General features: G+C 66.0%; 27 protein-coding genes, 2 tRNA genes and 1 pseudogene. 17 read left to right on the top strand and 13 right to left on the bottom strand.

Annotation, left to right across the window (positions count from 1 at the left end):
• Positions 1–27 precede the first annotated feature (27 nt).
• The 3 genes from QFZ61_RS01235 to QFZ61_RS01225 form a co-directional block, all read right to left on the bottom strand.
• Entirely contained in the window at positions 28–1314 is a 1287-nt protein-coding gene (locus tag QFZ61_RS01235) for a PP2C family protein-serine/threonine phosphatase (RefSeq protein WP_307032578.1), read from the bottom strand.
• Between the two features lie 113 nt (positions 1315–1427).
• Entirely contained in the window at positions 1428–2549 is a 1122-nt protein-coding gene (locus QFZ61_RS01230; protein WP_307032575.1) for a PP2C family protein-serine/threonine phosphatase, read from the bottom strand.
• Positions 2550–2798: 249 nt separating this feature from the next.
• Positions 2799–3542, bottom strand: a complete 744-nt coding sequence (locus QFZ61_RS01225; RefSeq protein ID WP_307032574.1) for an MBL fold metallo-hydrolase — start codon at positions 3540–3542, stop codon at positions 2799–2801.
• A gap of 670 nt (positions 3543–4212) precedes the next feature.
• Between QFZ61_RS01225 and QFZ61_RS01220 the strand changes: the two genes are divergently transcribed.
• Complete coding sequence (locus tag QFZ61_RS01220) at positions 4213–4881, top strand: PAS and ANTAR domain-containing protein (protein ID WP_307032573.1); 669 nt, start codon at positions 4213–4215, stop codon at positions 4879–4881.
• A 32-nt stretch (positions 4882–4913) separates the two neighbouring features.
• Here QFZ61_RS01220 and QFZ61_RS01215 read toward each other — a convergent pair whose 3' ends face one another.
• Both QFZ61_RS01215 and QFZ61_RS01210 read right to left on the bottom strand, forming a co-directional pair.
• Positions 4914–5144, bottom strand: a complete 231-nt coding sequence (locus QFZ61_RS01215; RefSeq protein WP_307032571.1) for a zinc-ribbon domain-containing protein — start codon at positions 5142–5144, stop codon at positions 4914–4916.
• Between the two features lie 10 nt (positions 5145–5154).
• On the bottom strand, positions 5155–5859 hold the full coding sequence (locus QFZ61_RS01210; protein WP_307032569.1) for a TetR/AcrR family transcriptional regulator C-terminal domain-containing protein: 705 nt from the start codon (positions 5857–5859) through the stop codon (positions 5155–5157).
• Positions 5860–6063: 204 nt separating this feature from the next.
• Between QFZ61_RS01210 and QFZ61_RS01205 the strand changes: the two genes are divergently transcribed.
• The 5 genes from QFZ61_RS01205 to QFZ61_RS01185 all read left to right on the top strand — a co-directional run bounded on the left by QFZ61_RS01205 (position 6064) and on the right by QFZ61_RS01185 (position 9276).
• Positions 6064–6321 carry a hypothetical protein gene (locus tag QFZ61_RS01205; protein WP_307032567.1) on the top strand — a complete coding sequence of 86 codons (258 nt, stop codon included), beginning with the start codon at positions 6064–6066 and terminating at the stop codon, positions 6319–6321.
• 99 nt (positions 6322–6420) lie between these two features.
• Positions 6421–6840, top strand: a complete 420-nt coding sequence (locus QFZ61_RS01200) for a DUF4383 domain-containing protein (protein ID WP_307037942.1) — start codon at positions 6421–6423, stop codon at positions 6838–6840.
• A 50-nt stretch (positions 6841–6890) separates the two neighbouring features.
• A complete protein-coding gene (locus QFZ61_RS01195; RefSeq protein WP_307032565.1) occupies positions 6891–7943 on the top strand; it encodes an iron-containing redox enzyme family protein in 1053 nt (350 codons plus the stop codon).
• Positions 7940–8977: a glycosyltransferase family 2 protein gene (locus tag QFZ61_RS01190; protein ID WP_307032563.1), complete on the top strand. Its 1038-nt coding sequence runs from the start codon at positions 7940–7942 to the stop codon at positions 8975–8977. The genes QFZ61_RS01195 and QFZ61_RS01190 overlap by 4 nt, the downstream gene beginning before the upstream one ends.
• Positions 8974–9276, top strand: a complete 303-nt coding sequence (locus QFZ61_RS01185; RefSeq protein WP_307032561.1) for a CDGSH iron-sulfur domain-containing protein — start codon at positions 8974–8976, stop codon at positions 9274–9276. The genes QFZ61_RS01190 and QFZ61_RS01185 overlap by 4 nt, the downstream gene beginning before the upstream one ends.
• Positions 9277–9287: 11 nt before the next feature.
• On the opposite strand, the gene QFZ61_RS01180 is transcribed toward QFZ61_RS01185, so the two are convergent.
• Positions 9288–9779, bottom strand: a complete 492-nt coding sequence (locus QFZ61_RS01180; RefSeq protein ID WP_307032559.1) for a hypothetical protein — start codon at positions 9777–9779, stop codon at positions 9288–9290.
• Between the two features lie 161 nt (positions 9780–9940).
• Between QFZ61_RS01180 and QFZ61_RS01175 the strand changes: the two are divergent.
• Positions 9941–10697: pseudogene (locus QFZ61_RS01175) on the top strand (ZIP family metal transporter).
• Positions 10698–10795: 98 nt separating this feature from the next.
• Here the strand turns inward: QFZ61_RS01175 and QFZ61_RS01170 are convergent.
• Positions 10796–10883: transfer RNA gene (locus QFZ61_RS01170), tRNA-Ser, on the bottom strand.
• A 157-nt stretch (positions 10884–11040) separates the two neighbouring features.
• Here QFZ61_RS01170 and QFZ61_RS01165 point away from each other — a divergent pair.
• The 7 genes from QFZ61_RS01165 (at position 11041) to QFZ61_RS01135 (ending at position 17586) form a co-directional block, all read left to right on the top strand.
• The gene (locus tag QFZ61_RS01165; RefSeq protein WP_307032557.1) at positions 11041–12024 is read left to right on the top strand and encodes an NAD(P)H-quinone oxidoreductase; all 984 of its coding nucleotides are present in this window, start codon (positions 11041–11043) and stop codon (positions 12022–12024) included.
• A 142-nt stretch (positions 12025–12166) separates the two neighbouring features.
• Entirely contained in the window at positions 12167–12700 is a 534-nt protein-coding gene (locus QFZ61_RS01160; protein WP_307032554.1) for a PadR family transcriptional regulator, read from the top strand.
• 171 nt (positions 12701–12871) lie between these two features.
• Entirely contained in the window at positions 12872–15163 is a 2292-nt protein-coding gene (locus tag QFZ61_RS01155) for a carbon starvation CstA family protein (protein WP_373427179.1), read from the top strand.
• 11 nt (positions 15164–15174) lie between these two features.
• Complete coding sequence (locus tag QFZ61_RS01150; RefSeq protein WP_307032550.1) at positions 15175–15366, top strand: YbdD/YjiX family protein; 192 nt, start codon at positions 15175–15177, stop codon at positions 15364–15366.
• Between the two features lie 124 nt (positions 15367–15490).
• Positions 15491–16183: a bacterial proteasome activator family protein gene (locus QFZ61_RS01145; protein ID WP_307032548.1), complete on the top strand. Its 693-nt coding sequence runs from the start codon at positions 15491–15493 to the stop codon at positions 16181–16183.
• Positions 16184–16190: 7 nt separating this feature from the next.
• Positions 16191–16643 carry a hypothetical protein gene (locus QFZ61_RS01140; RefSeq protein ID WP_307032546.1) on the top strand — a complete coding sequence of 151 codons (453 nt, stop codon included), beginning with the start codon at positions 16191–16193 and terminating at the stop codon, positions 16641–16643.
• 97 nt (positions 16644–16740) lie between these two features.
• Complete coding sequence (locus QFZ61_RS01135; protein ID WP_307032544.1) at positions 16741–17586, top strand: aldo/keto reductase; 846 nt, start codon at positions 16741–16743, stop codon at positions 17584–17586.
• 97 nt (positions 17587–17683) lie between these two features.
• On the opposite strand, the gene QFZ61_RS01130 is transcribed toward QFZ61_RS01135, so the two are convergent.
• Complete coding sequence (locus tag QFZ61_RS01130; RefSeq protein WP_307032542.1) at positions 17684–17875, bottom strand: hypothetical protein; 192 nt, start codon at positions 17873–17875, stop codon at positions 17684–17686.
• A gap of 37 nt (positions 17876–17912) precedes the next feature.
• A complete protein-coding gene (locus QFZ61_RS01125; protein ID WP_307032540.1) occupies positions 17913–18962 on the bottom strand; it encodes a hypothetical protein in 1050 nt (349 codons plus the stop codon).
• A gap of 71 nt (positions 18963–19033) precedes the next feature.
• Here QFZ61_RS01125 and QFZ61_RS01120 point away from each other — a divergent pair, with 71 nt between their 5' ends.
• Positions 19034–19507 (top strand): DUF2231 domain-containing protein, encoded by a 474-nt coding sequence (locus tag QFZ61_RS01120; RefSeq protein ID WP_307032539.1) that lies wholly within the window; start codon positions 19034–19036, stop codon positions 19505–19507.
• A gap of 21 nt (positions 19508–19528) precedes the next feature.
• Here the strand turns inward: QFZ61_RS01120 and QFZ61_RS01115 are convergent, their stop codons facing one another.
• Both QFZ61_RS01115 and QFZ61_RS01110 read right to left on the bottom strand, forming a co-directional pair.
• Positions 19529–20872 carry an MFS transporter gene (locus QFZ61_RS01115; RefSeq protein WP_307032538.1) on the bottom strand — a complete coding sequence of 448 codons (1344 nt, stop codon included), beginning with the start codon at positions 20870–20872 and terminating at the stop codon, positions 19529–19531.
• A 64-nt stretch (positions 20873–20936) separates the two neighbouring features.
• A complete protein-coding gene (locus tag QFZ61_RS01110) occupies positions 20937–21353 on the bottom strand; it encodes a nuclear transport factor 2 family protein (protein WP_307032536.1) in 417 nt (138 codons plus the stop codon).
• A gap of 180 nt (positions 21354–21533) precedes the next feature.
• On the opposite strand from QFZ61_RS01110, the gene QFZ61_RS01105 reads away from it, so the two are divergent.
• Both QFZ61_RS01105 and QFZ61_RS01100 read left to right on the top strand, forming a co-directional pair.
• Positions 21534–21716 carry a hypothetical protein gene (locus QFZ61_RS01105; RefSeq protein ID WP_307032534.1) on the top strand — a complete coding sequence of 61 codons (183 nt, stop codon included), beginning with the start codon at positions 21534–21536 and terminating at the stop codon, positions 21714–21716.
• Between the two features lie 106 nt (positions 21717–21822).
• Positions 21823–22314 (top strand): DUF805 domain-containing protein, encoded by a 492-nt coding sequence (locus tag QFZ61_RS01100; protein ID WP_307032533.1) that lies wholly within the window; start codon positions 21823–21825, stop codon positions 22312–22314.
• An 83-nt stretch (positions 22315–22397) separates the two neighbouring features.
• Here the strand turns inward: QFZ61_RS01100 and QFZ61_RS01095 are convergent.
• A tRNA-Thr gene (locus QFZ61_RS01095) sits at positions 22398–22470 on the bottom strand.
• Positions 22471–22574: 104 nt separating this feature from the next.
• A complete protein-coding gene (locus QFZ61_RS01090) occupies positions 22575–24158 on the bottom strand; it encodes an alpha/beta hydrolase (protein ID WP_307032531.1) in 1584 nt (527 codons plus the stop codon).
• Between the last annotated feature and the right edge of the window lie 12 nt (positions 24159–24170).

The following is a 24170-nucleotide window of genomic DNA, read 5'->3' as shown; positions in this document are numbered from 1 at the left end:
CGGGCTCGGAGCGGTGTGGCGATGCGGTCACGCAAGGATCCCTTCGGAGGGGCTGGGGAGAGGTTCGCGGTCCCGTCCGACGGCGAGGACGGTCACGTCGTCGGGGTTGGACGAGCCCTGTGCCAGCCAGCGCACTGAGTCCACCAAGTCCTTCGCGGACGACGCGGTGACGGCGATTTTTCCGATCTCGTCGACGGCGGCCAGCGTCCCGTCAAACAAGTCCAGGACGCCGTCACTGAAACTGACAATCATGTCTCCCGGGTGCAGCCGGGTTTCCAATGAGTCCCAGCGGGAGTCCGGGAGCAGGCCCACGGGGAGGTTTCCGGAGGAGAGTCGTTCCCAAGTCCCGTTCGACCGGATGACCAAGGTCAGGCCGTGGCCTGCGTCTGAGAACAGGATGCGGCCGTCGGAGGCCCGCAGCCGGGCGTGGAAGAGGGTAGCGAACGAGCCCGCCTGGCTCAGGTCGGTGGCCAGGCAATCCTGCGTGAGCGTCAGGGCCGTCACCGGATCGGCACTGTTTCTGGCGCTGCGGATGACGGCCCGGGTGGTCGCAGCGATCATCCCGGCTCCGGCGCCTTTGCCCATCACATCCCCGAGCGTGAATCCCAGCCCGTCCTCGATGACGTACCAGTCGAAGAAATCCCCGCCCACCGCCTTTGAAGGGATGCAGGCCCCTGCCGTCTGGTAGCCGGACAGGGGAGCTGCGTTCTTGGGCAACAGGAAGCGCTGGATCTGGGCGGCCCGGGAGAGCTCCGCTGTCGCCGCTGCCGCCTGCTCCCGCGCGCTGTGGAGACGCTGGCGCGCCCGGTGTGCCAGCTCGTTGACGACAAGCGCGCCCAGGACGAAGATCAGGGTGCTGAAGAGCCCGCGGAAGAGCTCGTTGGGGTTTTGGCTGATGCTTGATCCGAGTGCGAACGGGACCAGGATGGCCACCGACGCGCCGATCGCGGCATAGCCTACGTTGCGTCGCCCCTCCCTGGCCGCGAACCACAGGAGCGGCAGAAGGACGATCGACGCGTAGATTGAGTGGCTCTCACCCGTGCCGTGGCGGAGGGCGCCAGCCGCCAGGAAATCCAGGGCGGGGACGATTCCGGCATACCGCGACAGGTTCGGCCTAGCCGCCACCGCCGCGAACCCGGTCGCTCCTGCGGTGATCGCCATTCCTGCAGCCAGGGCTTCCCCGTCGCTCACAGTGAGTGTCGGTATGGACAGGCTCATAGCGACCGCCACGATGAAGAAGATCAGGAACGGCAGTTGCTTCCGGAGCGGCGTGAGTTCGTCCACACCCGTCAGGTTTGCCTCAACAGCTGCCATTCCAGTATTACTCCTCCATGGTTGCCGTCACTCAAGCCCGGGCGTTCGTCGCCTTCGGTGCATCCTACCGGCACTTGCGGAGGTCCCCGGTGCCGGGCCTCAGTCTGCAGGCCTCAGGCCGGTGACGCGTTCCGGCGGAGTAGGACTGCCGTGATGTCATCCAGGATGACGCGCTTTCCCCGCCGGTCACAGAGCTTCCTGACTGCGACATCCGCATCGTCACTGTCCTGCAGCTGACCGATGGCCGTGCCAAGCGGGCCCAGCTCGCCGCCGTGGAGATCGAGCAGCCCGTCGGTCGGAACCAGGATTGCATCGCCGGGGTGCAGGGTGAAGGTCCCTGTGTCCCAGGTCTGGCCGGGCACTAGACCCAGCGGCGGGCCGGTGGGGGAGAGGCGCTCGAGCGTGTTGTCGGCGCGCACGATGTGGCTTAGTGCTTGGCCGGCGTCCGCGTAGCGGCCCGCACCCGTGTCCGGGTCGACGACGGCGTGGAAGACAGTGGCGAACGACCCGACGCGGGCCAGGGTCTCGTCCAGGGCTCCTGCGACGTTCTCGAAGATGCGCGCCGGCTCGGCCTCCCAGTCGCAGTGGGTAAAGGCGGCGCGCACTGTGCCCGCCACGAGCCCCGGTCCCACGCCCTTGCCCATGGCATCGCCAACGGTGATGCGGAACTCGCCAGACGCCGTCGTCCCGAACTCGTAGAAATCCCCGCTGACCCCGGACGCCGGGTAAAAGCAGGTGCCCAGCGAGTATCCGTCCGGCGCGGAAGGAATGGCCGGCTGGAGCGCCCGCTGGACGCGCGCGCCCGTGTCGATGTCCCAGGAGAGGTTCATCTCCCGCTGGATGATGGCGGTCAAATCCTCGAGGATCTTTTGCTGTTCCGCACTGAACCGCCTCGGCGCCTGGTCGGCAATGCAGAATGTTCCCACGTGGGTGCCCCCGGGGCCGGTGAGCGGGTGCCCGGCGTAGAACTGGATGTGGGGACGGCCAGTGACGAGCGGGCTTTGCCGGAAGCGTTCGTCGGTCAGGGCGTTCTCCACGATCATGGTGTCCGGGGCCTTGATGGTTTCGGCGCAGAAGGCGTTTCCCCGGTCTGACTCGCGGGCCAGTGGACCGACGAAGGACTTCAAGTACTGGCGGTTCTCGGCGATCAGGGAGATGCTGGCGGAGCTGACGCCGAAGAGGCTCTGAGCGAGCCTTGTGATCCGGTCGAAGCGCTCTTCGGGAGGCGTGTCCAAAAGTCGGGTCCTGGACACGTCCTCCAAACGCTTCCACTCCGGGGCGTTCGGCCCCTGAAGGTGACTTTGGGATTCGTTGCCAGTGCTTGTCATAGGTCCTTCACGCGTTGGGGTGGTTGCCCCGCCGGGCGTCCCGGCGGCGGGCGGTCTGAGGGCTTCCGCCACCCGACCGCAAGTTCCTTGCTCAAGACTAGTGGAAGCGGGGACCCAGAAAAGTGCCCTGCCGGCGGCACGCTTTGCGCCTACCGGTCAGGTTGCTCCGTGCTGCCGGGCCTCTTGCACCGCAGCCGCGATGCTGCCGTAGTAAGGCAGGCCGTGCCCCGGGAGAGCAGTTTCGGCACCCGTGCCGGCCAGTACATCCAGGGACTTCAGGGCGAGGTGGGTGTCGGCTGTCGCGGCGGCCGACACGATCTGCGGACCGCTGGCGCCGGTGTAGGGGTCGAGGGTCACCAAGCTGTCTCCGGTGAGGACCGTGCCACGTTCGCTGAAGTGCAGGGCGCAGTGGCCTTGGGTATGGCCGGGTGTGTGCAGGAGTTCGGGACGCCCCGGGAGGGTCCCGGCCGACTCGGCGTCCAGGGTGCGCAGGTCGCTGACACCCTTGACGTTGAGCGCTCCTGCGAGGCTCATTCGAGCCAGGACGGGGATGGAGCGCGGGTACCTGACGGGATAGAGCAGCCGGTTTTTCTCGTGCTTGTACCGGTAAGGATGTGCCGCGAGGTAGGCGTCCTCGGGGTGGACATAGACCGGCACGTCCAGGTCCTGCTGCAGCCTGGCCGCGAACCCGACGTGATCGAAGTGTCCATGGGTGAGGACCAGCGCGGAGATGTCGCGGGGCGAGCGGCCCAGTTCGCGCAGCGCCGCAAGAACCAGCTTCCACATGGATGGGAGGCCTGCATCGACCAGCATGACCTTGGGTCCGTCCTGGATGATGTAGCAGTTCACCGCTGCGTGCTTGATGAGGTGGATCTGGTCGGCGACATTAGGACGAAACATGCTGTTATCCCTCCCGTGGGCGCCCGTTCGGCCGCCTTTGCGTATCTGCAGTCTGTTCCTTATGACTACCGACCGCAAATGCCCGGTCCGGGCGGCCGTGCCTGGCCCGCGCGTAAACCGGCGGCGGCTCTTCACCCTTAGGAGGCCTTTTGTTATCCTGAAGTGAGGTCAAGCAGGCGGCCGTCCAGCTACGTGGAGGGCCCTGTTGCATGCCATTCAGACCCGGATTGTCGACGGCCCCCGCGCGCGGCCCTGCGGCGGACCCCGAGTGCCGGGATGATCCCCGAGGACAGCCCCGGCCCGCGCCGATGCGGCCGCTATCACGACTCCGGATTTCCCAAAGTGCTCCCTGTGGCCCTGGCTTCGCCGGGCCTAAGAGGGCATGAGGGCGCCCCGATGCTATTGGGGGATGCATCGGGGCGCCGGGATAGAGCATATCCTTGGGGCCTTTGCAAGTCAAACGACCGGCGGCTGGGGGTCGGTGGCAGCTCCGGGTGTGACCCGTTGTTATCGGGGGCGGGCCACACCCATTCATCTGTCGCGGGCCATCTGTCGCGGCCCCGCCCAAAACGGCCGGCAGGATGACCTTCGACCCTTGCGGCGGCGAGCACTGGCAGATATCGGTTGATTGTGGGTCCTCAGATGGGCCATCGCCCAGACAGGAGATCCGATGACGACGAGTGTTCCGGGGCCTGCCTACTCAAGCGGCCTAGGCAGTACAGCCATGACGGCCGGGACGTTCGTTCTGGACGGGAAATCACTGCTCATGTCCTGGTCGGATGAGCTGTACGTCATCCACGGCTACCGTCGGGGCGAAGTGGTACCGACCCTGGCGCTGACGTTGGCGCACAAACACCCGGGGGACTTGCCGCGTATTCAGGCAGTCAACGAGGAATTGTTCGTTCACGGCGGCCACGTTGCGATTTACCACCGTGTCATCGACGCGCACTCGCATGAGCACAGGGTCTTGACTGCAGGCGAAGCGGTTCTAGACGAGGCTGGGCATCTCGAGAGCGTGTCAGGAGTTATGCTCGACCTCACATCGACAATCCAATGGGAGACCGAGATGGCTTCCCGCGAAGCCATCCGCGGTGCCATGGGCACCCGTGGCACGATTGCCAAAGCCGAAGGCATTCTGATGGGTCGCCTGGGCATCGGTTCCGATGACGCCTTTAAGATCCTGACGACGTTCAGCAACAACAGAAACGTCAAGCTCGCAGGGGTCGCCTGCGCCCTCGTAGCGTTGGCGGACAGCCCGGCGGAAAGGCAGGCAATGGCCTCACTCATCCACGAGTTGAAGCAGGCACGTCCCCACCCCGGCAAACACGTGCCCGCCTAGGGTGGAGGCTGAGCCGCCTGCCGGCGTTCTCTCTACCAGGCCAGCGCGTTTTTTTGCCGCGCCTTGATGGCTGACGTCTGGCCGCAGTTTGAGCAGGTGATCTGGTAGGTCCTGGATGTCGTGAAGACAGGAATGAAGAACAACGTGAACTTGGTGGCCCGCTCCTGAAGCCGGTGGTGCACGAACTGGCCGCAGTTCGGACATGTGGCCAGTCTCCCGGGAAGGTCTTTCAGCGCCGTCCTGAGGCCAAAGAGAAGAAGCATGGTGGTCCTTTCAGGTGGTGTCCCGGCGGGGCATGGGCGAGAGCCGCTCAGTAAGACCTGCGAGCAAAATAGTGATGCCCTCGTCGAGTTCGGCCATCCCGTTGTAGTCGGCGAGTACCGGGGCGAGGTCCCGGAGGTGGCGAAATTCCTTGGGCGGCAACCTATGCAGACCCAGCCGGAGCAGAGCTTCGTTCTCAACCGGGTCAACGATGAATTCCTGCAATTCGTTCAGGATGTGGCCGTAAAGGTAGCCATAGTAGGCGCGGTAGACGTGGAGCGCGTCGGAAGGCGCAAAACCCGCGTCGATCAAGAGGGAAAGGATCTGCTCCAACGGCCGCAGCGTGCCCAGCGGCCGCATGCCAAGGGGAGTGGACAGCGGCCGGGTCACGAGAAGTGGCACGACATTAGGATGCCGGAGCGCAAGTTCGCGGAGGTCGTGAGCAATGCGGCGCAGCTGGGCCTGCCAATCGGGGTCGCCCGGATTGATGGGAAGCTCGTTGAGGACAAGTTCGGAAACGCCATCGAGCAGCTCCGCCCGATTCTTGGCATAGCGGTACAGGCTCATGGGGTCGCGTCCCAGCTGCTGCCCGAGCCGGCGCATAGTCAGCGCTTCCAGTCCTTCGTCGTCCACCAGCTCCAGCGCCGTGGCCAGCACTAACTCCCGGCTGAGCGGCTTCTTGGGCTCGGACGGCGCAGGATTATCTGCGGTGGACATGGGGTTTCCTTAGGGTTTTGTGTCGGGGTTCCGGGATGCAATCGCGCCCCAAAACGCATCGGTAAGCAAGCTTGCTTATGTATCACTCTACGCGTAGCGTCTACACCGTAGGGAAGTTCGCTTGGCGTCCCGTGCATGGCGCCCAAGCCTCAGCTGCTGTAGCCCTCGGCGGCCCCCAAAGCACCCAGCGGAAACGAGCCAACCATGGCAGATTCGCAGTACGACCAATTCCTTCACGAAGCCACCGCCCCGGATGCCGCCTCAGGCACAGGAGTCGGGCGCGATTGCCTTTACGGCGTTTACACCAGTTGGTGCTTCCTGTCCCGCTCTGTTCCCCGGGCGGAGGACGCCTTCTGGACGGCCATGAAGAAGAAGAAGATCCGTCCGGGCCGCACTCCGCTCCGCATCAAGGGCCCCGCCGCCGCCGATTACATCCTCTCCACTTACCCCGGCATGGTCTAAGCCCGGCGGCATCGTTCGCTGAGGCAAAAATCGACATTCCGCAATGAAGGAGAGTTCGCCGTGGCTAACACAAACCGCGTAGGTCGACAGAAGACCACCATGCAGAGGGCCGCCCAGGCGGTAGGAGCAGTCTTCCTGTTGGTCGGCATCCTCGGGTTCGTCCCGGGCATCACGAGCCACTACGACACCCTCGGTTTGGCCGGCCACGGCTCCGAGGCTCTGCTGCTGGGCGCCTTTCAGGTGTCTGTGTTGCACAACATCGTCCACCTGCTGTTCGGCATCGCCGGCCTGCTGATGGCGCGCGCCCACAACCAGGCGAGAAACTACCTGCTCTTCGGGGGCGCCATATACATGATCCTCTGGATCTACGGCCTCCTGATCGACCAGGAGTCAGCTGCAAATTTTGTTCCGGTCAACAGCGCAGACAACTGGCTCCACCTCGTGCTGGGCCTGGGCATGATCGCCCTGGCACTGCTGCTCGACCGTCGTCCGGCCCGTGCAACTTCCACTCGCCCCTGAACCGCGGCAACCGCGCCAGGGCGCACGAGCGGCCCACTTCTAGGAGATAAATGAAGATCCCTGAGGCCCGGGGGCCAATCAGCTCCGGGCTGCTTTCGCTACTTGTTGAAATGCCCGGCGCTGACCCCGCCGCGGAAAGCGCCCTGCAGGACCGCGTCGCGGAACGGATGTCAGCCCTTGAGGGTGTCCTCGACGAGGACGTGCAGTTGAGCTTGTTCTGTCTTTACGAACTGCATTACGGCGGCCTGCAGGGAGTGGATGACTGCTGGGAGTGGAATCCTGGGCTCGTCAGGATCCGCCACCTGCTGGAAGACCCCTTTGAGCAGTGGCTTCGGTTACAGGCGGCTCCGCTGACCGCGACCCTCCGGTTCCCGGAGTCCGGAGTTCCCGACAGCGATGAAACGGCTGCCCTCCTGTTTGAGCTCGCTGGCCGGGACGGCGGTCCCAGCCTGTCGAGGCACGTTGCCAAGAAAGCGACGGAGGGCCAGGCCCGTGAATTCCTGACTCACAAGTCGCTGTACCAGCTCAAGGAAGCCGACCCGCACACTTGGGCTATTCCCCGCCTGGCCGGGCGGGCCAAGGCCGCCCTCGTGGAAATCCAAGCGGACGAGTACGGCGGCGGAAACCCCGAACGCATGCACAGTGCCTTGTTTGCCCGGACCATGAGGGGACTGGGTCTGGACGACCGTTATGGCGCCTACCTGGACGCGATGCCCGCCATATCCCTGGCGTCGGTGAATGCCATGTCCCTCTTCGGGCTGAACCGGAGGTTGCGGGGGGCGATCGCCGGACACCTGGCGATGTACGAGATGACGTCCTCACGGCCCAACCAGCTCTACGGCAACGGGTTCCGTCGTCTCGGCTTCGGTGCGGACGTGACGCGATACTTTGATGAGCATGTCGAGGCCGACGCCGTTCACGAGCAGATCGCCGGACGGGACCTCGCAGGCGGACTCGTGGAGGCGGAACCACGCCTGCTGGAGGATGTCCTCTTCGGAGCAGCCGCCGTCAGCTCCCTTGACGCGCTGTTTGCCGCCCACGTTCTCGACGCCTGGGAGGACGGAAAGTCGTCACTTCGCCTCCCCTTACCCGCCACCGTATGACCGACGGGGTAGCACCTGCTCTCCCGGGAACAAGCGCCGAATACATCCTGCCGCTGCGGTGGATCGACGACCTGGCTCTCGACAGCCTCGTGGACTACCTGCGGAAACTCTGCTGTTGGATCACGGTTATGGTGGTGGACGGTTCGCCGGAAGAACTGTTCGAGCACCACCGTGCCCGGTTTCCCCGCGCCGTCAAACACCTCCGGCCCGCCGCAGGCGGCGTGGGCAACGGGAAGGTCAGAGCCGTGCTGACCGGCGTGCAGGCGAGCCGCGCCGACAGGCTGGTCATCGCCGACGACGACGTGCGGTACACCCGTGAGTCCCTCACCGCCGTCCTCGCGGGACTGGATCATGCCGACCTTGTCCGGCCGCAGAACTACTTCGACACCTGGCCGTGGCATGCTTGCTGGGACACGTCACGGACACTGGTCAACCGAGCGTTCGGCGGCGACTTCCCCGGGACCCTTGCGGTGCGGCGCGCGGCCCTCGAGGCGACCGGTGGTTACGAGCCGGTGCTTTTTGAAAACTTGGAGCTTATCCGCACGGTTACAGCCGCCGGAGGACGCGAGCATCATGCCGCAGGGTTGTTCGTCGCACGCACGCCGCCCACGGTCCGCCACTTCCTTCGCCAGCGGGTCCGGCAGTCCTATGACGACTTCGCCCAACCCGCCAGGCTTGTCGTTGAACTGGCTTTGCTGCCGATGCTGGCCGGCATGCTCAGTCTGCCCTTCCGGCGTCGCGCCGGCTCCCTCCTGGGCGGCGCTGCGATCGCCGTCGTGCTGGCAGAAACCGGCCGCAGGCGCGACGGCGGCTGCCAAGTGTTCCCCTTCCGCGCCGCCCTCTTCGCCCCGCTTTGGCTTCTGGAACGCGCCGTCTGCGTGTGGGCGGCTGTGGTCCTGCGGTTCGCGGGGGGAGTGCCTTACGCAGGGGGCCGGCTCAAGACCGCCGCGCACTCCCAGACCTTCTTGCGACGCCGGCATGCCGGCAAAGTCCGCCTCGTCCCCGACGCCGGCCATGAACGGAAGACCCCATGAGCGACACTCCCCAGCAGCCCCCGAACGCCTCCCTCGTCGTCTGCCCTGACGGTCCCATCCTTGTGCGGGGCGACTTTGATGTGGTGACGCCTGCGGGGGACCCTGTGCCCAGGCAGCGGCAAACGATTGCCCTCTGTAGATGCGGCGCCTCGGCGATCAAGCCGTACTGCGATGGAACCCACAAGCTAATCAATTTCCGCACCGAAGCCCCCGCCGCCCAGGGGCGCAGCCAGCGGCGGGTCGGTACCGCGGAGCAGCCCGCGGACGTCCCCGAAGCCGCAGAACCGGCATCGGGCTGATTCCGCCGGGGCTAGGTGGACCTGCTTCGTGAGGCCGGGCGGTGTGAGGGCAGAGGCGGGACATGCAACGCGCTGCTGGGGAAGTTCTTTCTCAGCAGCAACGCGAGGCCGCCAGCGAGAATGGGGTTCGGCAACGTCCAGATCCCCATGGGCGTGATGGCGAGCAGGAAGACAATGGCGCAGATCAGGCCGAGGCGAACTCGTTTGCCCCGGTTGAGGATAAGCAGGCCGACGGCGATCTCGCCCGACGCGGCCAAGAACCCCACAGCCTGCGGGGCGGCCGCGACGACAGTTCGGAAAAACCAGCCGTAGAACGGAACGAGCGGAGCGTCCGCACCCAGCTTCACGAATTGAGCCGGGGCCGCGGCACTCACCACCATGTTCACTGCTACGGCCATCACAATGAAGAAGCTACCGATGAAGATCCGGGCGGCGTTCGGCCAGAACAGGCAAACCAAGGCTACTGCCAGGCAGAACATGAGCCAGGGAATTAACTGCTGCATGGAGTTCGTCTCCTATGGGCCCGCGCCGGGGTGGCCCCGTAATGCGGGCTGAACGCTCCGGTGTAAATAGGATGGCCCTGCTGCCGGTGTGGGGGACAGAGGCCAAAGCCCTCATCGAGCCCGGGGTAGCGTGGCAACAGACAAACGGAAGGGTCGAAATAATGCCGATGTGGTTCCAAGCTCTGTTCTGGGGAACGGTCGCCGGCGGGGGCACTCCTGCTCGGCTCCGCCCTCTCCTGGAAATGGAAGATCCCGTCGAAGGTCGTTTCCTCCGTCATGTCCTTCGGCGCCGGCGTCCTGATTTCGGCCCTCGCCTTCGATCTCGTGGAAGAAGCGGCGCAAGGCGGAGGCCTGTGGCCAACCGCCGCGGGTTTCCTGGGCGGAGCGCTGGTCTACGTGGCAGCGAACGCCCTGTTGGCCCGGCACGGAGCCAAGCACCGAAAGCGGTCAGCCGGCAAGCAGCCCTCGGAGCGGGAAAAACCCGGCAGCGGCACCGCCATCGCCGTCGGAGCGTTGCTTGACGGGATCCCGGAGTCCGTGGTCCTCGGCCTGGGTCTGGTCGCCGGGGGTGCGGTGAGCCCCGCGATGCTGGCGGCCGTCTTCATCTCCAACGTTCCCGAAGGCCTGTCCAGCACCGCCGGGATGAAAAAATCCGGCCGAAGCGCCGGCTACGTTTTTGGCGTGTGGGGTGGAATAGCCCTGATCTCCGGGCTTGCTTCCCTGATCGGATACCTGAGCCTGCAGAACGCGTCGGCCGAACTCGTCGCCTTCATCACCGCCACCGCCGCCGGCGCCATTCTGGCCATGCTCGCGGACACCATGATCCCGGAGGCCTTCGAGGAGCACCACATTCTCACAGGCCTGATTGCCGCGCTGGGCTTCCTATCCGCCTTCACGATCAGTCAAGCGGGAGCCTAGCCGTTCCTCAGCCGGGCCTGGGGAACGGGAAAGGGGCCGCTGCGCCGACCTTTAGGTCGACACAACGGCCCCTTCAGCTACGAAAACCGCGCTTACCGCGGAAGGTAAGAGATTCGAACTCTTGGTACGGGGTTACCGCACACTGGTTTTCAAGACCAGCTCCTTCGGCCGCTCGGACAACCTTCCCTAACGCGTAGTCTTTCACAGTCGGTCAGCAGCCACAAAAAGCCGGCGGCGCTCGCTGACGGCGCCGGTCCGGCGCCCTAGGCTGGAGTGGGCGTTGTTCGTGCCGTGCGTTTCGGCCGGCATGCCCGCACAAATAAGTTAGGAATCGGAGAACTCCATGAAGGCTGTCTACATCTCAAAGCCCGGCGGTCCGGAGGTTCTGGAACTCCGCGAGGTCCCGCCGCCCGTTCCCGGCCCCGGCGAGGTACTGATCGATGTGGTGGCCGCCGGCCTGAACCGGGCGGACGTCCAGCAGCGCAGGGGCTTTTACCCGCCGCCCCCTGGAGCTTCGGAGATTCCCGGCCTTGAGGTTTCGGGGCGGATCTCAGGGTTTGGCACCGGCGTCGCCAAACCTTTCTCGGTCGGCGACAAAGTCGTCGCGCTGCTCGCGGGAGGCGGCTATGCCCAACAGGTGGCGGTCCCGGCCGGCCAGGTTCTGCGGGTTCCGGACGGGGTGGACCTGGTCACCGCCGCGGCACTGCCCGAAGTCGCAGCGACCGTATATTCCAATTTGGTCATGACGGCGCAACTGCAGCCCGGGGAAACAGTGCTCGTCCACGGTGCCACCGGTGGCATCGGCACCATGGCCATCCAGCTGGCCAAGGCCTTGGGCGCCCGTGTCGCTGCCACCGCAGGCACCGCCGAAAAGGTCGGCACCGCCAAGGCTTTTCTTGGAGCCGACATCGCGATCAATTACGCGGAGGAGAAATTTCCCGACAGCCTGCGCGCCCAGAACGGTGGCAAGGGTGCCGACGTGATTCTTGATGTGGTCGGCGCCAAATATCTCGAGCAGAACGTGGACGCCCTTGCGGACTACGGCCGGCTCGTGGTGATCGGTCTGCAGGGCGGCACAAAAGGCGAACTGGACCTCAGCGTGTTGCTCCGAAAACGCGCTGCAATCATCGCCACTTCGCTTCGTCCCCGCCCGGTGGAGGAGAAGACGGTCATCATGAACGCGGTCCGCGACGCAGTATGGCCGCTGCTGGTGGAGGGACGAATCCACCCGCTCGTGGCCAAGACCTTCCCGCTGGACCAGGTGCAGGCGGCGCACCGCTACTTTGACTCCGGTGAGCACGTGGGTAAGGTCCTGCTGGTCCTCTAGTCGCAAGGGTGACGCGAAGCATGGCGGAGGCGGCATATTTTGAACGCTGGCCCGCGCGAATAGCGATAGAGTAATTCCATACGCGGTATACACGCGTCTTGGGGCGCGTGTATGCCGTTGTCCTGCTACCGTCGGATCCACCATGTCTATCCGCCACAGCCTCCTGGCGTTGTTGCAGGACCGCCCCCGCTACGGTTACCAACTGCGGGCCGCGTTCGAGGACCGCACCGGTTCGTCCTGGCCCCTCAATATCGGGCAGGTCTACACCACGCTTGACCGCCTTGAACGCGACGGACTGGTGCAAAAAGACGGCAGCGACGGCGAAGGCCACGTCATCTACAGCATCACGGACGTCGGGCTGGCGGAAGCCCAAGCTTGGTTCCACTCGCCGGTCGCCCGGACCAATCCGCCCCGCAACGAACTTGCGATCAAGCTCGCACTGGCCCTGACGCTTCCCGCCGTCGACGTCGGTGCGCTGATCCAAACCCAGCGGGCAGTCTCCATCCGGGCGCTGCAGGAATACACCAAGTCCCGCCGGGAAGCGGCCGCACGCCCCCGCCCGGCGGACACAGCGCGGCTTCTGGTCCTGGATTCCTTGATCTTCCAGACCGAGGCGGAGGTCCGCTGGCTGGACCTGTGCGAAGCGCGCCTGATGCAACTGGCCGGCCCCGCCTGAGGGTTTCCGCAAAGCCGCCGTTCACCGCGGACTCGGCACCGCCTGGCGACCGCACCGGCGCGGCGGTCTTCCGCCGCTGCCGACAAGCCGGGTGCGTTGGTAGGGTGCCATGGGGCAGGTCTGACTGTTGGTCTGCTCGTTGAGAATTCTCAAGGAGGAGACATGGGCACAATGCCGGATGGCAGGCCGAAAACCGCGCAAGTTGACGAGGACATCACACCGGTGCCGGGCCTGCCGGCGACGGCCGTCGACGAGGCCACCCGCGAAGCGGAAGAGCGCAACTGGACCCCCGCGAAAATTGCCCTCTGGGCGGCAATCGCATTGCTGGGCGGCGTCGCCTGGTTCATGCTGGCCATCGTCCGTGGTGAGACGGTGAACGCGATCTGGTTCGTGTTCGCCTCGGTCTGCACCTATCTGATCGGCTACCGCTTCTACTCCAAGGTGATTGAGCGTTACATCGCCAGGCCGAACGACCGCCGCGCCACCCCCGCCGAATACAAGGCCGACGGCAAGGACTACGTCCGGACCGACCGCAACGTCCTGTTCGGCCACCACTTCGCCGCCATCGCCGGCGCGGGTCCGCTGGTGGGCCCGGTCATCGCCGCCCAGATGGGCTACCTGCCGGGCACCATCTGGATCATTATCGGTGTCGTCCTTGCCGGCGCTGTCCAGGATTACCTGGTCCTCTTCTTCTCCATGCGCCGCGGCGGCCGCTCCCTTGGCCAGATGGCCCGCGAAGAGCTCGGCGTCATCGGCGGCACCGCGGCCCTCGTCGCGACCCTTCTGATCATGGTGATCATCGTCGCCATCCTGGCCCTCGTCGTCGTCAACGCCCTCGGCGAAAGCCCCTGGGGTGTCTTCTCGGTGGGCATGACTATCCCGATCGCCCTGTTCATGGGCGTCTACCTGCGGTACCTGCGCCCGGGCAAGGTGATGGAAGTTTCACTGATCGGCTTCGTGCTGCTCATGGCCGCAATCATTGGCGGCGGCGCCGTGGCCGGCACCGAATGGGGTGCCGCGTTCTTCCACCTGGACAAGGTCACCATCGCCTGGGGCCTGATCATCTACGGTTTCATCGCGGCGATTCTGCCAGTCTGGCTGTTGCTCGCACCGCGTGACTACCTCTCCACCTTCATGAAGATCGGCGTGATCGTGATGCTGGCGCTGGCCATCATTGTCGTGCGTCCGGAAATCACCGTCCCGGCGTTCAGCGAATTCGCCTCCCGGGACAACGGCCCCGTCTTCTCCGGTGCGGTGTTCCCGTTCCTGTTCGTCACCATCGCCTGCGGTGCCCTCTCCGGTTTCCACGCGCTGATCTCCTCGGGTACGACGCCGAAACTCATCGAAAAGGAACGCCAGACCCGGCTCATCGGCTACGGCGGCATGCTGATGGAATCCTTCGTGGCCATCATGGCGCTCGTCGCAGCCATCTCGATCGACCGCGGCATCTACTTCGCCATGAACGCCCCGACGGCCCTGACCGGCGGCACCGTGGAAACAGCCGCGCAATGGGTCAACAGCCTGGGCCTGGCCGGTGTTAACATCACCCCCGATGTCCTCGCCCAGACCGCCAAGGACGTCGGCGAGCAAAGCATCATTTCCCGCTCCGGCGGCGCTCCCACCCTCGCCGTGGGCCTGGCGCACATCATGCAGCAGTTCATTGGCGGTACCGCAATGATGGCTTTCTGGTACCACTTCGCCATCATGTTCGAGGCGCTCTTCATCCTGACGGCGGTCGACGCCGGCACCCGCGTCGCCCGCTTCATGCTGCAGGACTCGATCGGCAACTTCGTTCCGAAATTCAAGGACCACTCCTGGCGGCCGGGAGCCTGGCTGGCCACCGCCGTCATGGTGCTGGCCTGGGGCGCTGTGCTGCTCATGGGCGTTACCGACCCGCTCGGCGGCATCAACACGTTGTTCCCGCTCTTCGGCATCGCCAACCAGCTGCTCGCGGCCATCGCACTGTCGGTGGTCCTCGCGATCGTGGCCAAGCGGGGCACCTTCAAGTACCTCTGGATCGTGGCCCTGCCGCTGGCCTTTGCAGCAGTCGTCACCATCACGGCGAGCTTCTACAAGATTTTCTCGCCGGTGCCCGCCGTCGGGTACTTCGCCAACAACGCTGCCTTCGCCAAGGCCCTCGCCGACGGGAAAACGTCCTTTGGTACGGCCAAGACGACGGCTGCCATGGAAGCCGTAGTCCGCAACACGATGATCCAGGGATGGCTCTCGGTGATCTTCGTGGTGCTGAGCATCATCGTCATCATCACGGCGCTGATTGCAACGGCAAAGGCCTACCGCAACGCCTCCGCGGGCCTCGCCAATGTGGAGTACGAGGATCCGGCGCTGCCGTCCCGCGTCTTCGCGCCGGCCGGGTTCATTCCTACCCCGGCAGAGCGCGCGCTGGATGCGGAGTGGAAGAAGCTGCCTGCGGACCAGCGGCTCGAACACTCCACTCGGCACTAGCGGTTGCTGCTATGAACGCGCTGGTAGCCGGACTCCGGGGCTTTGCGGACTACTTCAGCGGTGTCCTCGGAGCCGACGCCTACAAGAAGTACCTGGAGCACCATCGGGTCTCGGGACACGACGGGCCACCGATGTGTGAACGTGACTTCTGGCGGGACCATACGGACCGCCAGGACAGCAACCCGCAGGGCCGCTGCTGCTAAGTGCAGAGCCGGCGCAGAAGGCGCCGGGGGACCCAGTTCCCCCGGCGCCTTCTGCCTTTTCCGGCGGGGGGGCCGGATCACCGGGCGTCCGACGGGCCGAACTTGAGCGTGAGAGTATGAAGCCATGAGCGAGTCGAACCACACTCAGCCCGGCGACGGCAACCCCAAGGCAGCAGCTCCGGACTCTGATGTGCCCGATGCAGTCGTTCCGGATACAGCCGTTGCAGATTCAGGAGCGCCAGAGGCAGGAGCCCCGGTGGAGGGAACCCCAGTGGACGGCCCACCCGTTGCTGCCACCGCACCGCGCAGCCGGGCGAGCCACCTCCAGGACCTGGTGGACGAGCCGGCCAAGGTGATGCGAATCGGCACCATGTTGAAGCAGCTGCTCGACGAAGTGAAGTCCGCCCCGCTGGACAACGCTGCGCGCATCCGGCTGGCCGAAATCCACGAACGCTCCATCAAGGAACTGGAAGACGGACTGGCTCCCGAACTGGTCCAGGAACTGGAGCGCATCCACCTGCCGTTCCCCGAGGATGGTGCCCCCTCCGACGCTGAGCTCCGCATCGCCCAGGCCCAGCTGGTCGGTTGGCTCGAGGGCCTGTTCCACGGCATCCAGACGGCCATCGCGGCGCAGCATGCCGCCCGCGAGCACGCCGCCGCCCAGATGCAGCTGCGTCAGCTGCCGCCCGGGACGATGATCGCACCCGGCGTCATCATTGGTGAGAACGGCGAGCCCCAGCGGGCCGCCGAGCCACGGCCGGGGATGGACCCCTCCCAACCCGCAGACCCGGACCATGGTCCGGGACAGTACCTCTAGGACACCGTTGGGATTCTTCAGCGCCGCGCGGCAGGGACGCAAGGACGACGCCGAACTCGGCAAGGGTCTGTGGCGGCGTGCCCACGACCGTTTCATCCGCGGGCTGGACCGGTATCACCAGGTCCTCGAAGGGGTGGAAGACGAGGAGCTGTACGCCGAGTTGGTGCAGATCGCGAACGAACTCTCCGAGCTGGCCGTCCGGGTCCGCCGGATCTGCAAGGAGGCCCAGCGCCGCTCGCCCAGCGAGGGTCTCGACATCCCGGGCCCCTTGGCGGGCGTGCACCGTTCACTCTCGACCGCCGGGAACTCGTTGGCCATGACGGCGGAAGCGGCCGCCATGCTCCGCCTCGCCGTCGGGCCGGTGCCGGTAGGGGCCGCTTCCGTGCGACGCCGGGCGGAGACTGTGGTGGAGCACATCGACGACGCCGAACGCCGGCTCACCGAGGCGGCGGCTGGCTGATTCCCGCACGTTACCGGCGGATATTCCGAGTTAAGCGGCTAGCTTAGCGTCGCATAAAACGCTGGCGCCGGGAGCAATGAGTTGGCAGGATAAAAAGATGACTTTTTCACCTGAACTGAAATTCAATGACGGCAACACCATCCCTCAGCTCGGTTACGGCGTGTGGCAGGTTGAGGACGACGTCGCTGAGAAGGTGGTCGGCCAGGCATTCGAGGCCGGCTTCCGGCATATCGACACCGCCAAGATCTACGGAAATGAAGCCGGGGTAGGCCGGGCGATCGAGACCTCGGGTCTTAAGCCGGAGGAAATCTTCATCACCACCAAGCTGTGGAACGCCGACCAGGGCTACGACTCCACGCTTAAGGCGTTCGAGGAATCCATGGAACGACTGGGGCTTGAGTCCCTGGATCTGTACCTCATCCACTGGATGCAGCCCAAGCAGGACAAGTTCGTGGATACCTGGAAGGCGCTCATTGAGCTTCAGAAGCAGGGCCGGGTAAAGTCCATCGGCGTCTCCAACTTCACCAAGGAGGGGCTGCAGCGCATCATCGACGAGACCGGCGTCGTGCCTGCCATCCACCAGATTGAGCTTCACCCGTTCTTCAACCAGGCAGCGCTGCGGGAATTCAATGCTTCCCACGGCATCCTCACCGAAGCCTGGTCTCCGCTCGGCCAGGGCGGCGAGCTGCTGGAAAGCCCGGTGGTTGCCCAGATCGCAGCCAAGCACAACGCCACACCGGCGCAGGTTGTCATCGCCTGGCACCTCGCGATCGGCAACGTCGTCATCCCGAAGTCCGTGACAGAGTCGCGGATCCGGGAGAACTATGCGGCGCTGGACGTCACCCTCGACGCCACGGATGTTGAGGCCATCAACGGCTTGGACCGCACCGCGGAGGGCGCGGGCCGCATCGGCGCCGACCCGGCCGTGTCCGACTTCGCTTAGGCGGCGTCCCGCAGCAGCGGCTAAGTGATGGGGCCTCCACCTTCGGGTGGGGGCCTTTTCACGTTTTCCGGCGGCGAGCCGGACCGGGACCCCGGGATCAGGCGGCGGCGCGGCCTTCCGTGGGATGTACCGCATCGACAACGACCCAGCCGTGCTCGTCGTGGGCGTGCCGGCAGGCAAAGCGTTCGGCCGACACAGCGTCGTCGAACGACTCGGTGCGAACCCGGCCGCTCTCGGTGTCCAGGTAGGTGACTTCCCAGTGCTGTGCGAAATCCTGTTGTTGTTCCATGGATTAAGTCTGCAACCGACCTCTGACAGTAAAGCGGTCATCGACCGGGCGTGTTGCCCAGCCGCAGCACTCTTTCCCTTGCCAGGTCTTCGCGGCGGCGGTCCTTGTCCGCCGCCCGGGCCGCCTGTTGCGCGGCTGCCGTGGCCGAATCGAGGCGCTTCCGCGCCCGCCGAAGTCCGTCCTCGGCACGTGCGAGGTCTTCCTTGAGCCTGGCTGCCTCCTCCGTCAGCGCAGCGGCTTCCGCCACGGCGTCGTCCCGTTCACTGGCGGTGCGCTGTTCCTCAGCCGCGCTGGATTTCGCGGCGTCGGCGGCCTGCTGGAGGGCGGCCTCAGCGCGCTGCCACGCGGACGGGCTGGGAGCCAGCCGCTCCTGCCGGACGGCCCGCAACCGGGGCTGGCCCTGGGCCGGGCCGGCCTCTTCCGCCGCGCCGGCATTGTTCGACGAGTCGCCGTTTTTCGACGAGCCGCCGCTGTCCTCCGAGTCGCCGCTTTTCGCCGTCCTGCCCCTTGCGGGCACCGTTCCCGCCGTTCCCGCAGCCGCCGGTGCCGCCGGGGGTGCCTCCGGGACAGCTATCGCGCCGGTGAGCTCGGCGGCGTCGACCCCGTTGGCGGACAAGGCACGTAGCAAGCGCCCGCTCCGGACCGCGGCGGCGGCGCCCTCGTCGGCAGTGGCTGCCCGCAGGGTTTCTTCCACCTCCGAGGCGATCGCACCGCTGATCTTGCGGCCTTGCTGTTCCGCCACCTTGCGCGCGGCGCCGACAGTATCGGCCAGCACTCTGCGCCGTTCCCCGGCCAGGCTGCGGAGCCTTGGCGCGTCCAGGGCATCCTGTGCCTGGCGCATCGCAAGTCCCAACCCGGCCAGCTCACCGAGCGTCTCGGGCCGGTGCCAGGCGAGCATGTTCACGGCCCAGGCGCTCACCGACGGTTTGGGCAGTGCACGCACCTCGGCCGCCCGGGAGCGCAGCTCCGTAGTAACGGATTGCCCGGCGAGCAACTCCTTGGCGGCGGCCGTCCGGCCCGGAATGAAGTCGTCGAAGGGCAACGCGTACAGCTGCGCCGCGATGCCCGCCAGCTCACTGGGTGCCATGCAAGAATCATAGAAGCCTCGGCCCCCATGCCGGGGCTTCGCAGCGCACGTCCAACCGAGGAGAGCCACCCGTGATTGAGATTGCTGGACTTCCTGCCCACATCCTCCTGGTCCACGCCGTCGTGGTTCTCGGACCGATTGCCGGGCTTGCGGCCATCGTCTACGCAGCAGCGCCGCGTTGGCGCCGGTATCTCGCCTGGCCGCTGGGCGTTCTCTCGCTTGGCCTGGTTCCGGTCGCACTCGTCACGGCGCAGGCAGGAGAGCAGCTGCAGAAATCCCGTCCGGCGACCGCGGCGATCCGGGAGCACGCCGAGCAGGGGGACGTGCTGAAGGTCGTCTCGGTCATCTTCTTCGTTCTCGTTGCCGCAATGATCGTTGTGAGTTACGACCCAATCGGCCGCCGCTTCGCCTTCCTGGGCCGGATACGCGACAACCGCGTCGTGCGGATTGTTCTGCTGGTTGCTGGCGCCCTGGCCGGTGCTTTCTTCCTCTACCAGAGCATCGTGACCGGGCACTCCGGCGCCGCCTCGGTCTGGGGCCGCTGACGTCCAGGCCCCACACCGGCGTTATGCCGCGCGGGCTTGGCGGACAGTTCTAAGCAGCAGCACCAGCGCCGCTAACTGCAGCGCCGCCACCGCAGCGGTCAGGGCTGGACTGTCGGAGTAGAGGGCGCCGTATAGGGCGCCGCCGGCCAGCGCGCCGGCCCCTTCGAAGGCCGCAAAGACCCCGTACGCCGATCCCTGCCGTGCCTCCGGCACGAGGTCCGCAATGAGGGCCTTGACCGTGGAGTCCTGGATCCCTGTGGCCGCGCCCCAGATGGCCACCCCGGCCAGAATCAGCACCAGGCCGGTGGAGAACGCAAGGACGGGAACGGCCGCGATAAGGACCGGCAGCGCCAGAAGCACGGCCCCGCCCACCCGGTCGTACAGGAAGCCACTGGCCAAGGTCCCGAATACCGCGGCAGCCATGGCCCCCGCGTAGAGCAGCGGAACCACCGCGACCGGCAGGTCCGCCTCGGTGGTCAGATGGTAGGAAATGACTCCGAACGCCACCAGGCCCGCACTCCAAAAGAAGGCGCTGACCGCGAAGAGCAGGAAGTCCCGGGTAAACAACGACGGCGCGGGGCCCGGGGCGGCGCCTTCCCCACCGGCGGTGCCGCTACCAACCACCGTCGCCCCGCCGTCGGCGACTGGGCCGCCGTCAACAATGCTGCCGTCCCCAGTGCCACCGTCAACGACTGTGCCTCCGCCGGGCCCTGCGACCCGGCGGCGCAGCCACAATAGCAATGCCAGCGCGGCCGTTGCCGGGACGGCCAGTACCGCGAACGCGGCGGAGAGCATCCCGGTGGCGGCCAGCACGGCAGCGACGATGACTGGACCGAGCAGTGCACCGGTGAGGTCCAGGGATTTGTGGACCGCGAATCCCCGTCCGCGTCCGACGCCTTTGGCGGCTGAGGCGAGCAGCACCGTCTTGGCGGGACTGCGCACCGCCTTGCCTACCCGGTCCCCGATGATCAGTACCGAGGCGAGGACCAGTCCGGCCGTCCCCGTTGCAGGGGCGGCGGCAAGCAACGGGACGCAGACTGCTGTCAGGGCGTAGCCGGCAATCGTGAATGACCAGTATCTGTGCGTGCGGTCAGCCCAGGGGCCAAAGACCAGGCGAAGGCCCTGCGACGCGGCTTCCGCCCCACCGGTTACCAGCCCCACCAGCAACGCCGAGGCACCAAGTTGCGCCAGCAAAGGCCCGGCCAGCGGGCGGGCGCCGTCGGACACGACGTCGGTGGCCAGGCTGACCAGCCCGAAAGCAACCACCGTGCCCCACGGCCGGCGGCTGCCAGCGGAACCCTGCCGGCCGGCGTCGGGTGTTCCCGGCCCGGAAGCGGCGGGTACCTCGCGGCGGGGCCGGTCCATGTCCCAAGGTTCGCCGACGCGGCAGGGGATGACAAGGGCAGTCGGGGCCGGGTGCCCCGATTGGCTATGACGCGCCGTCGGGGTCCGGAAGCACCGTGTCGCCGTGCCGGTGCGCCACCTTCCAGTGGCCGTCCTCCCGGCGGTACACCTGCGTGGCTCGAAGCGTGTAGGTGCGCGGTTCACCGTTGACGGAGGCTGAGGAGTGTTCCAGTCCGGCGGTGTAGGCCATATCGCCCACGACGTCGTAGGCCTGCAGTTCGCAGTCGTAGGACGTGCAATGGGAGAAGCTCTGCCCGAGAGCGGTGAAGAGTTCGTCCACCTGCTGCAGGCCGTATGCATTGCGCCATGCCCCCAAGACGCTCACCGGCTCGTTGCGGGACCAGATCTGCTTGCGCGGTTCGGCATCGCCGTTATGCAGTGTGAGCTCGGCCTGGTAGAGCACTGACTTCACCCAAAGCAGGAAATCGTCACGGTCGCTCATTCCTTTAGTATGCTCCCGAGGCTGCCGGGCAGACATCCCTCTGTGCCTGCGGTGTGACCACGCCAACCCGGCCCAGAGTAAGGTGTGCCAGCCGTGCCGGCATGCTTCATACCGGCGGGTAGCTCTGCGGTCCGGTAGGCTCGGCATCGGGGGAGAGACTCGGCCGAGGGGGACAGGTCGATGGTGGAAGATCAGGCGTGGGTTGAACGCCTTTTACAGCGGGAACGGCGAACCTTTGAAGAGGCCGCGGAGACGGCTGCCGAATTGCTCGAACAGCTGGCCGACGGCGGAGCGCACCTCACGGGCCCCCAGTTGAGGTCCCTGGAGCAGATCCTCGACAGCTTCCTATCCGAACCGAGCTGAAGACCCTCACGCCGCCCCTTGGATTGAAACACGGTTATATCGGCGTTTGGGCGGCACGGACCCCTACGATGATGTCGTAATCATCGAATCATCAATAGGGGGAACCTTGACGTACCAGCAGCCGTATCCTTCAGACCAGCCGGCCTACAAAGCCGAGCCGCCGCTCTGGGCGCCCTACTACGGGGCACCTTTTCCGGCAGCGCTCCAGCGCTTCTTCAAGAAGTACGCGACCTTCAACGGCAGGGCCAGCCGCAGCGAATACTGGTGGTGGACCCTGGCTTCCGTCGTTGTATCCGTCCTCCTCAACGTCATCATCGGGTCCGGAACCACCACCACGGCCTACGGCACGACCACCGGGCCCGGAACCGTCATCGGCGGCATCTTGGCCGTGGTCTGGGGACTCGCAACGATCGTTCCGTCCCTGGCGCTGTCCGTGCGGCGGCTGCACGATGTGAACATGAGCGGCTGGATGCTTTTGATTGTCCTGGTCCCGTTCCTGGGTGCCCTGGCGCTGCTGGTCTTCATGGTCCTGCCCTCCAACCCTGCCGGCCAGCGCTTCGACCGCCCCGTAGGTGCACCGCTCTACCCGGCCCGGTAATACCGGCAAGCAGCACAGCCCCGGCGCAAAGCAAAGAACCCCGCACTCCTGCTGAATCAGCTGGAGTACGGGGTTCTTCCTTGAGCTTCCTATCAGAATCGAACTGATGACCTTCTCATTACGAGTGAGACGCTCTACCGACTGAGCTAAGGAAGCAACCGCGTGAAACCCCGGCGAACCGGGCGGATCATGCAAGAGACAACTGTAATGGAGCGCCCGCGCCCGGGTCAAAATGAGCCGGCGGAGGTCAAACCGGAGTCCTAGCAGACGGTGTTGTCGGCCGGTGTTTTGCCGTCGACGAGGTATCCGTCCACTGCCTTCTCGATGCAGCTGTTGGAGCGGCCATAGGCGGTGTGCCCCTCACCCTTCCAGGTCAGCAGCGAGGCCGTGCCCAGCTGCTTGCGCAAGGCGCTGGCCCACTCGACCGGCGTCGCAGGATCCCCGGTGGTGCCCACCACGACGATGTCGGCGGAGCCCTTGTACTCCACCGGAGCGGGGGTCCGGAGGTTTTTGTACGGCCAGTCCTTGCAGCTCGTTCCGCCGTAGGCGAAGTAGTAGCCCAGGGTGGGGGAGAGCTGGCGGAGCTGCTGTTCCTCGGCCCGCATCGCCGCCGTATCGGAGGACATCGGGTAGTCAAGGCAGTTGATGGCGTTGAAGGCGAAGGTGGAGTTCGCGGAGTAGGTGCCGTCCGGCTCGCGGTCCGCGCCGAAGTCGGAGAGCCGCAGCATCGGCGACAGGTCGCCCTTCATCGCGCTGTCCAGCGCCTGGGTCAACACCGGCCAGTTGTCGTCGTTGTAGAACGGCAGGATGAATCCGCTGACGAACATGGAGGCGTTGACGATCCTGCCGTCCTTGGCGGGCCGCGGGTTGGCTGCGACCGCCGCGATGAGGTCCCCGATCTGCCCGACGGCGGCATCGGGGCTGCCGCTGAAGGGGCAGCCGCTGCCCTGCAGGCACTTGGTGACATAGGCGCGGATCGCTTTTTCAAACGCCTTCGCCTGGCCTGCGGTCAGTTCCTCGTAGCTCAACGACGGATCCATCGCGCCGTCCAGGACCATCCGGCCCACATTGTCCGGGAACAGCGAGGCGTAGGTGGAGCCGAGGAACGTGCCGTACGAGTAGCCGAGGTAGTTCAGCTTCGTGTCGTTCAGGACACCGCGGAGGATGTCGAGGTCTTTGGCGGCGCTGACGGTGTCGACGTGGGCCAGCACAGGGCCGGTTTTCTCGGCACACTTGGCAGCAATGGCCTTGTTGTCCGCCAGGGCTTCGGCCAGGCCGGCGTCGGTGTCCAGGTTGTAGATCTTGGCCCGGTTGGCGTCGCGTTCCCGATCAGTCAGGCAGGTGACCGGTGCGGAGCGCTTCACGCCGCGGGGGTCGAAGCCGACGACGTCGTAAGCCGCGCGCACCTTGTCGGAAATGTTTGTCGTGCCGGCGTCCTTGACGAAGTCATAGCCGGAGCCGCCGGGGCCGCCCGGGTTGACCAGCAGGCTGCCCTTCTTGTTGCCGCTCTTGGCGGCCAGCTTGAGGGCCGCGATTTCGATGGTGCCGCCGTCGGGCTTGCTGTAGTCCAGCGGGACCTTGACCTTGGCGCACTGGAAGTCACCCTCGCAGCGCGTCCAGTTCAGCTGCTGCGAGTAGAAACTGCGCAGCTCTGCCGGCGCAGCGTCGGCGATTGAGGGGTCAGCCTTCCCCGGGGCGCCCTTCGCGCCGCCGTCGCCGGCTCCGAAAAGCGTGCAGGAAGTGAGCACCAGCGCCAGTACCAGACCCAGCGCAAGGGCGCCGGCCCGCCGCACGCCGATCCCGGGGGGCCGGTTGTCTGCGGGCCGGGATGGTGCTGGCGTCATGCGGTTCTCCTT

The sequence above is a fragment of the Arthrobacter sp. B3I4 genome, from assembly GCF_030816855.1.
Lineage (GTDB): Bacteria > Actinomycetota > Actinomycetes > Actinomycetales > Micrococcaceae > Arthrobacter.
This window is presented reverse-complemented; position numbering and strand designations above follow the sequence as displayed.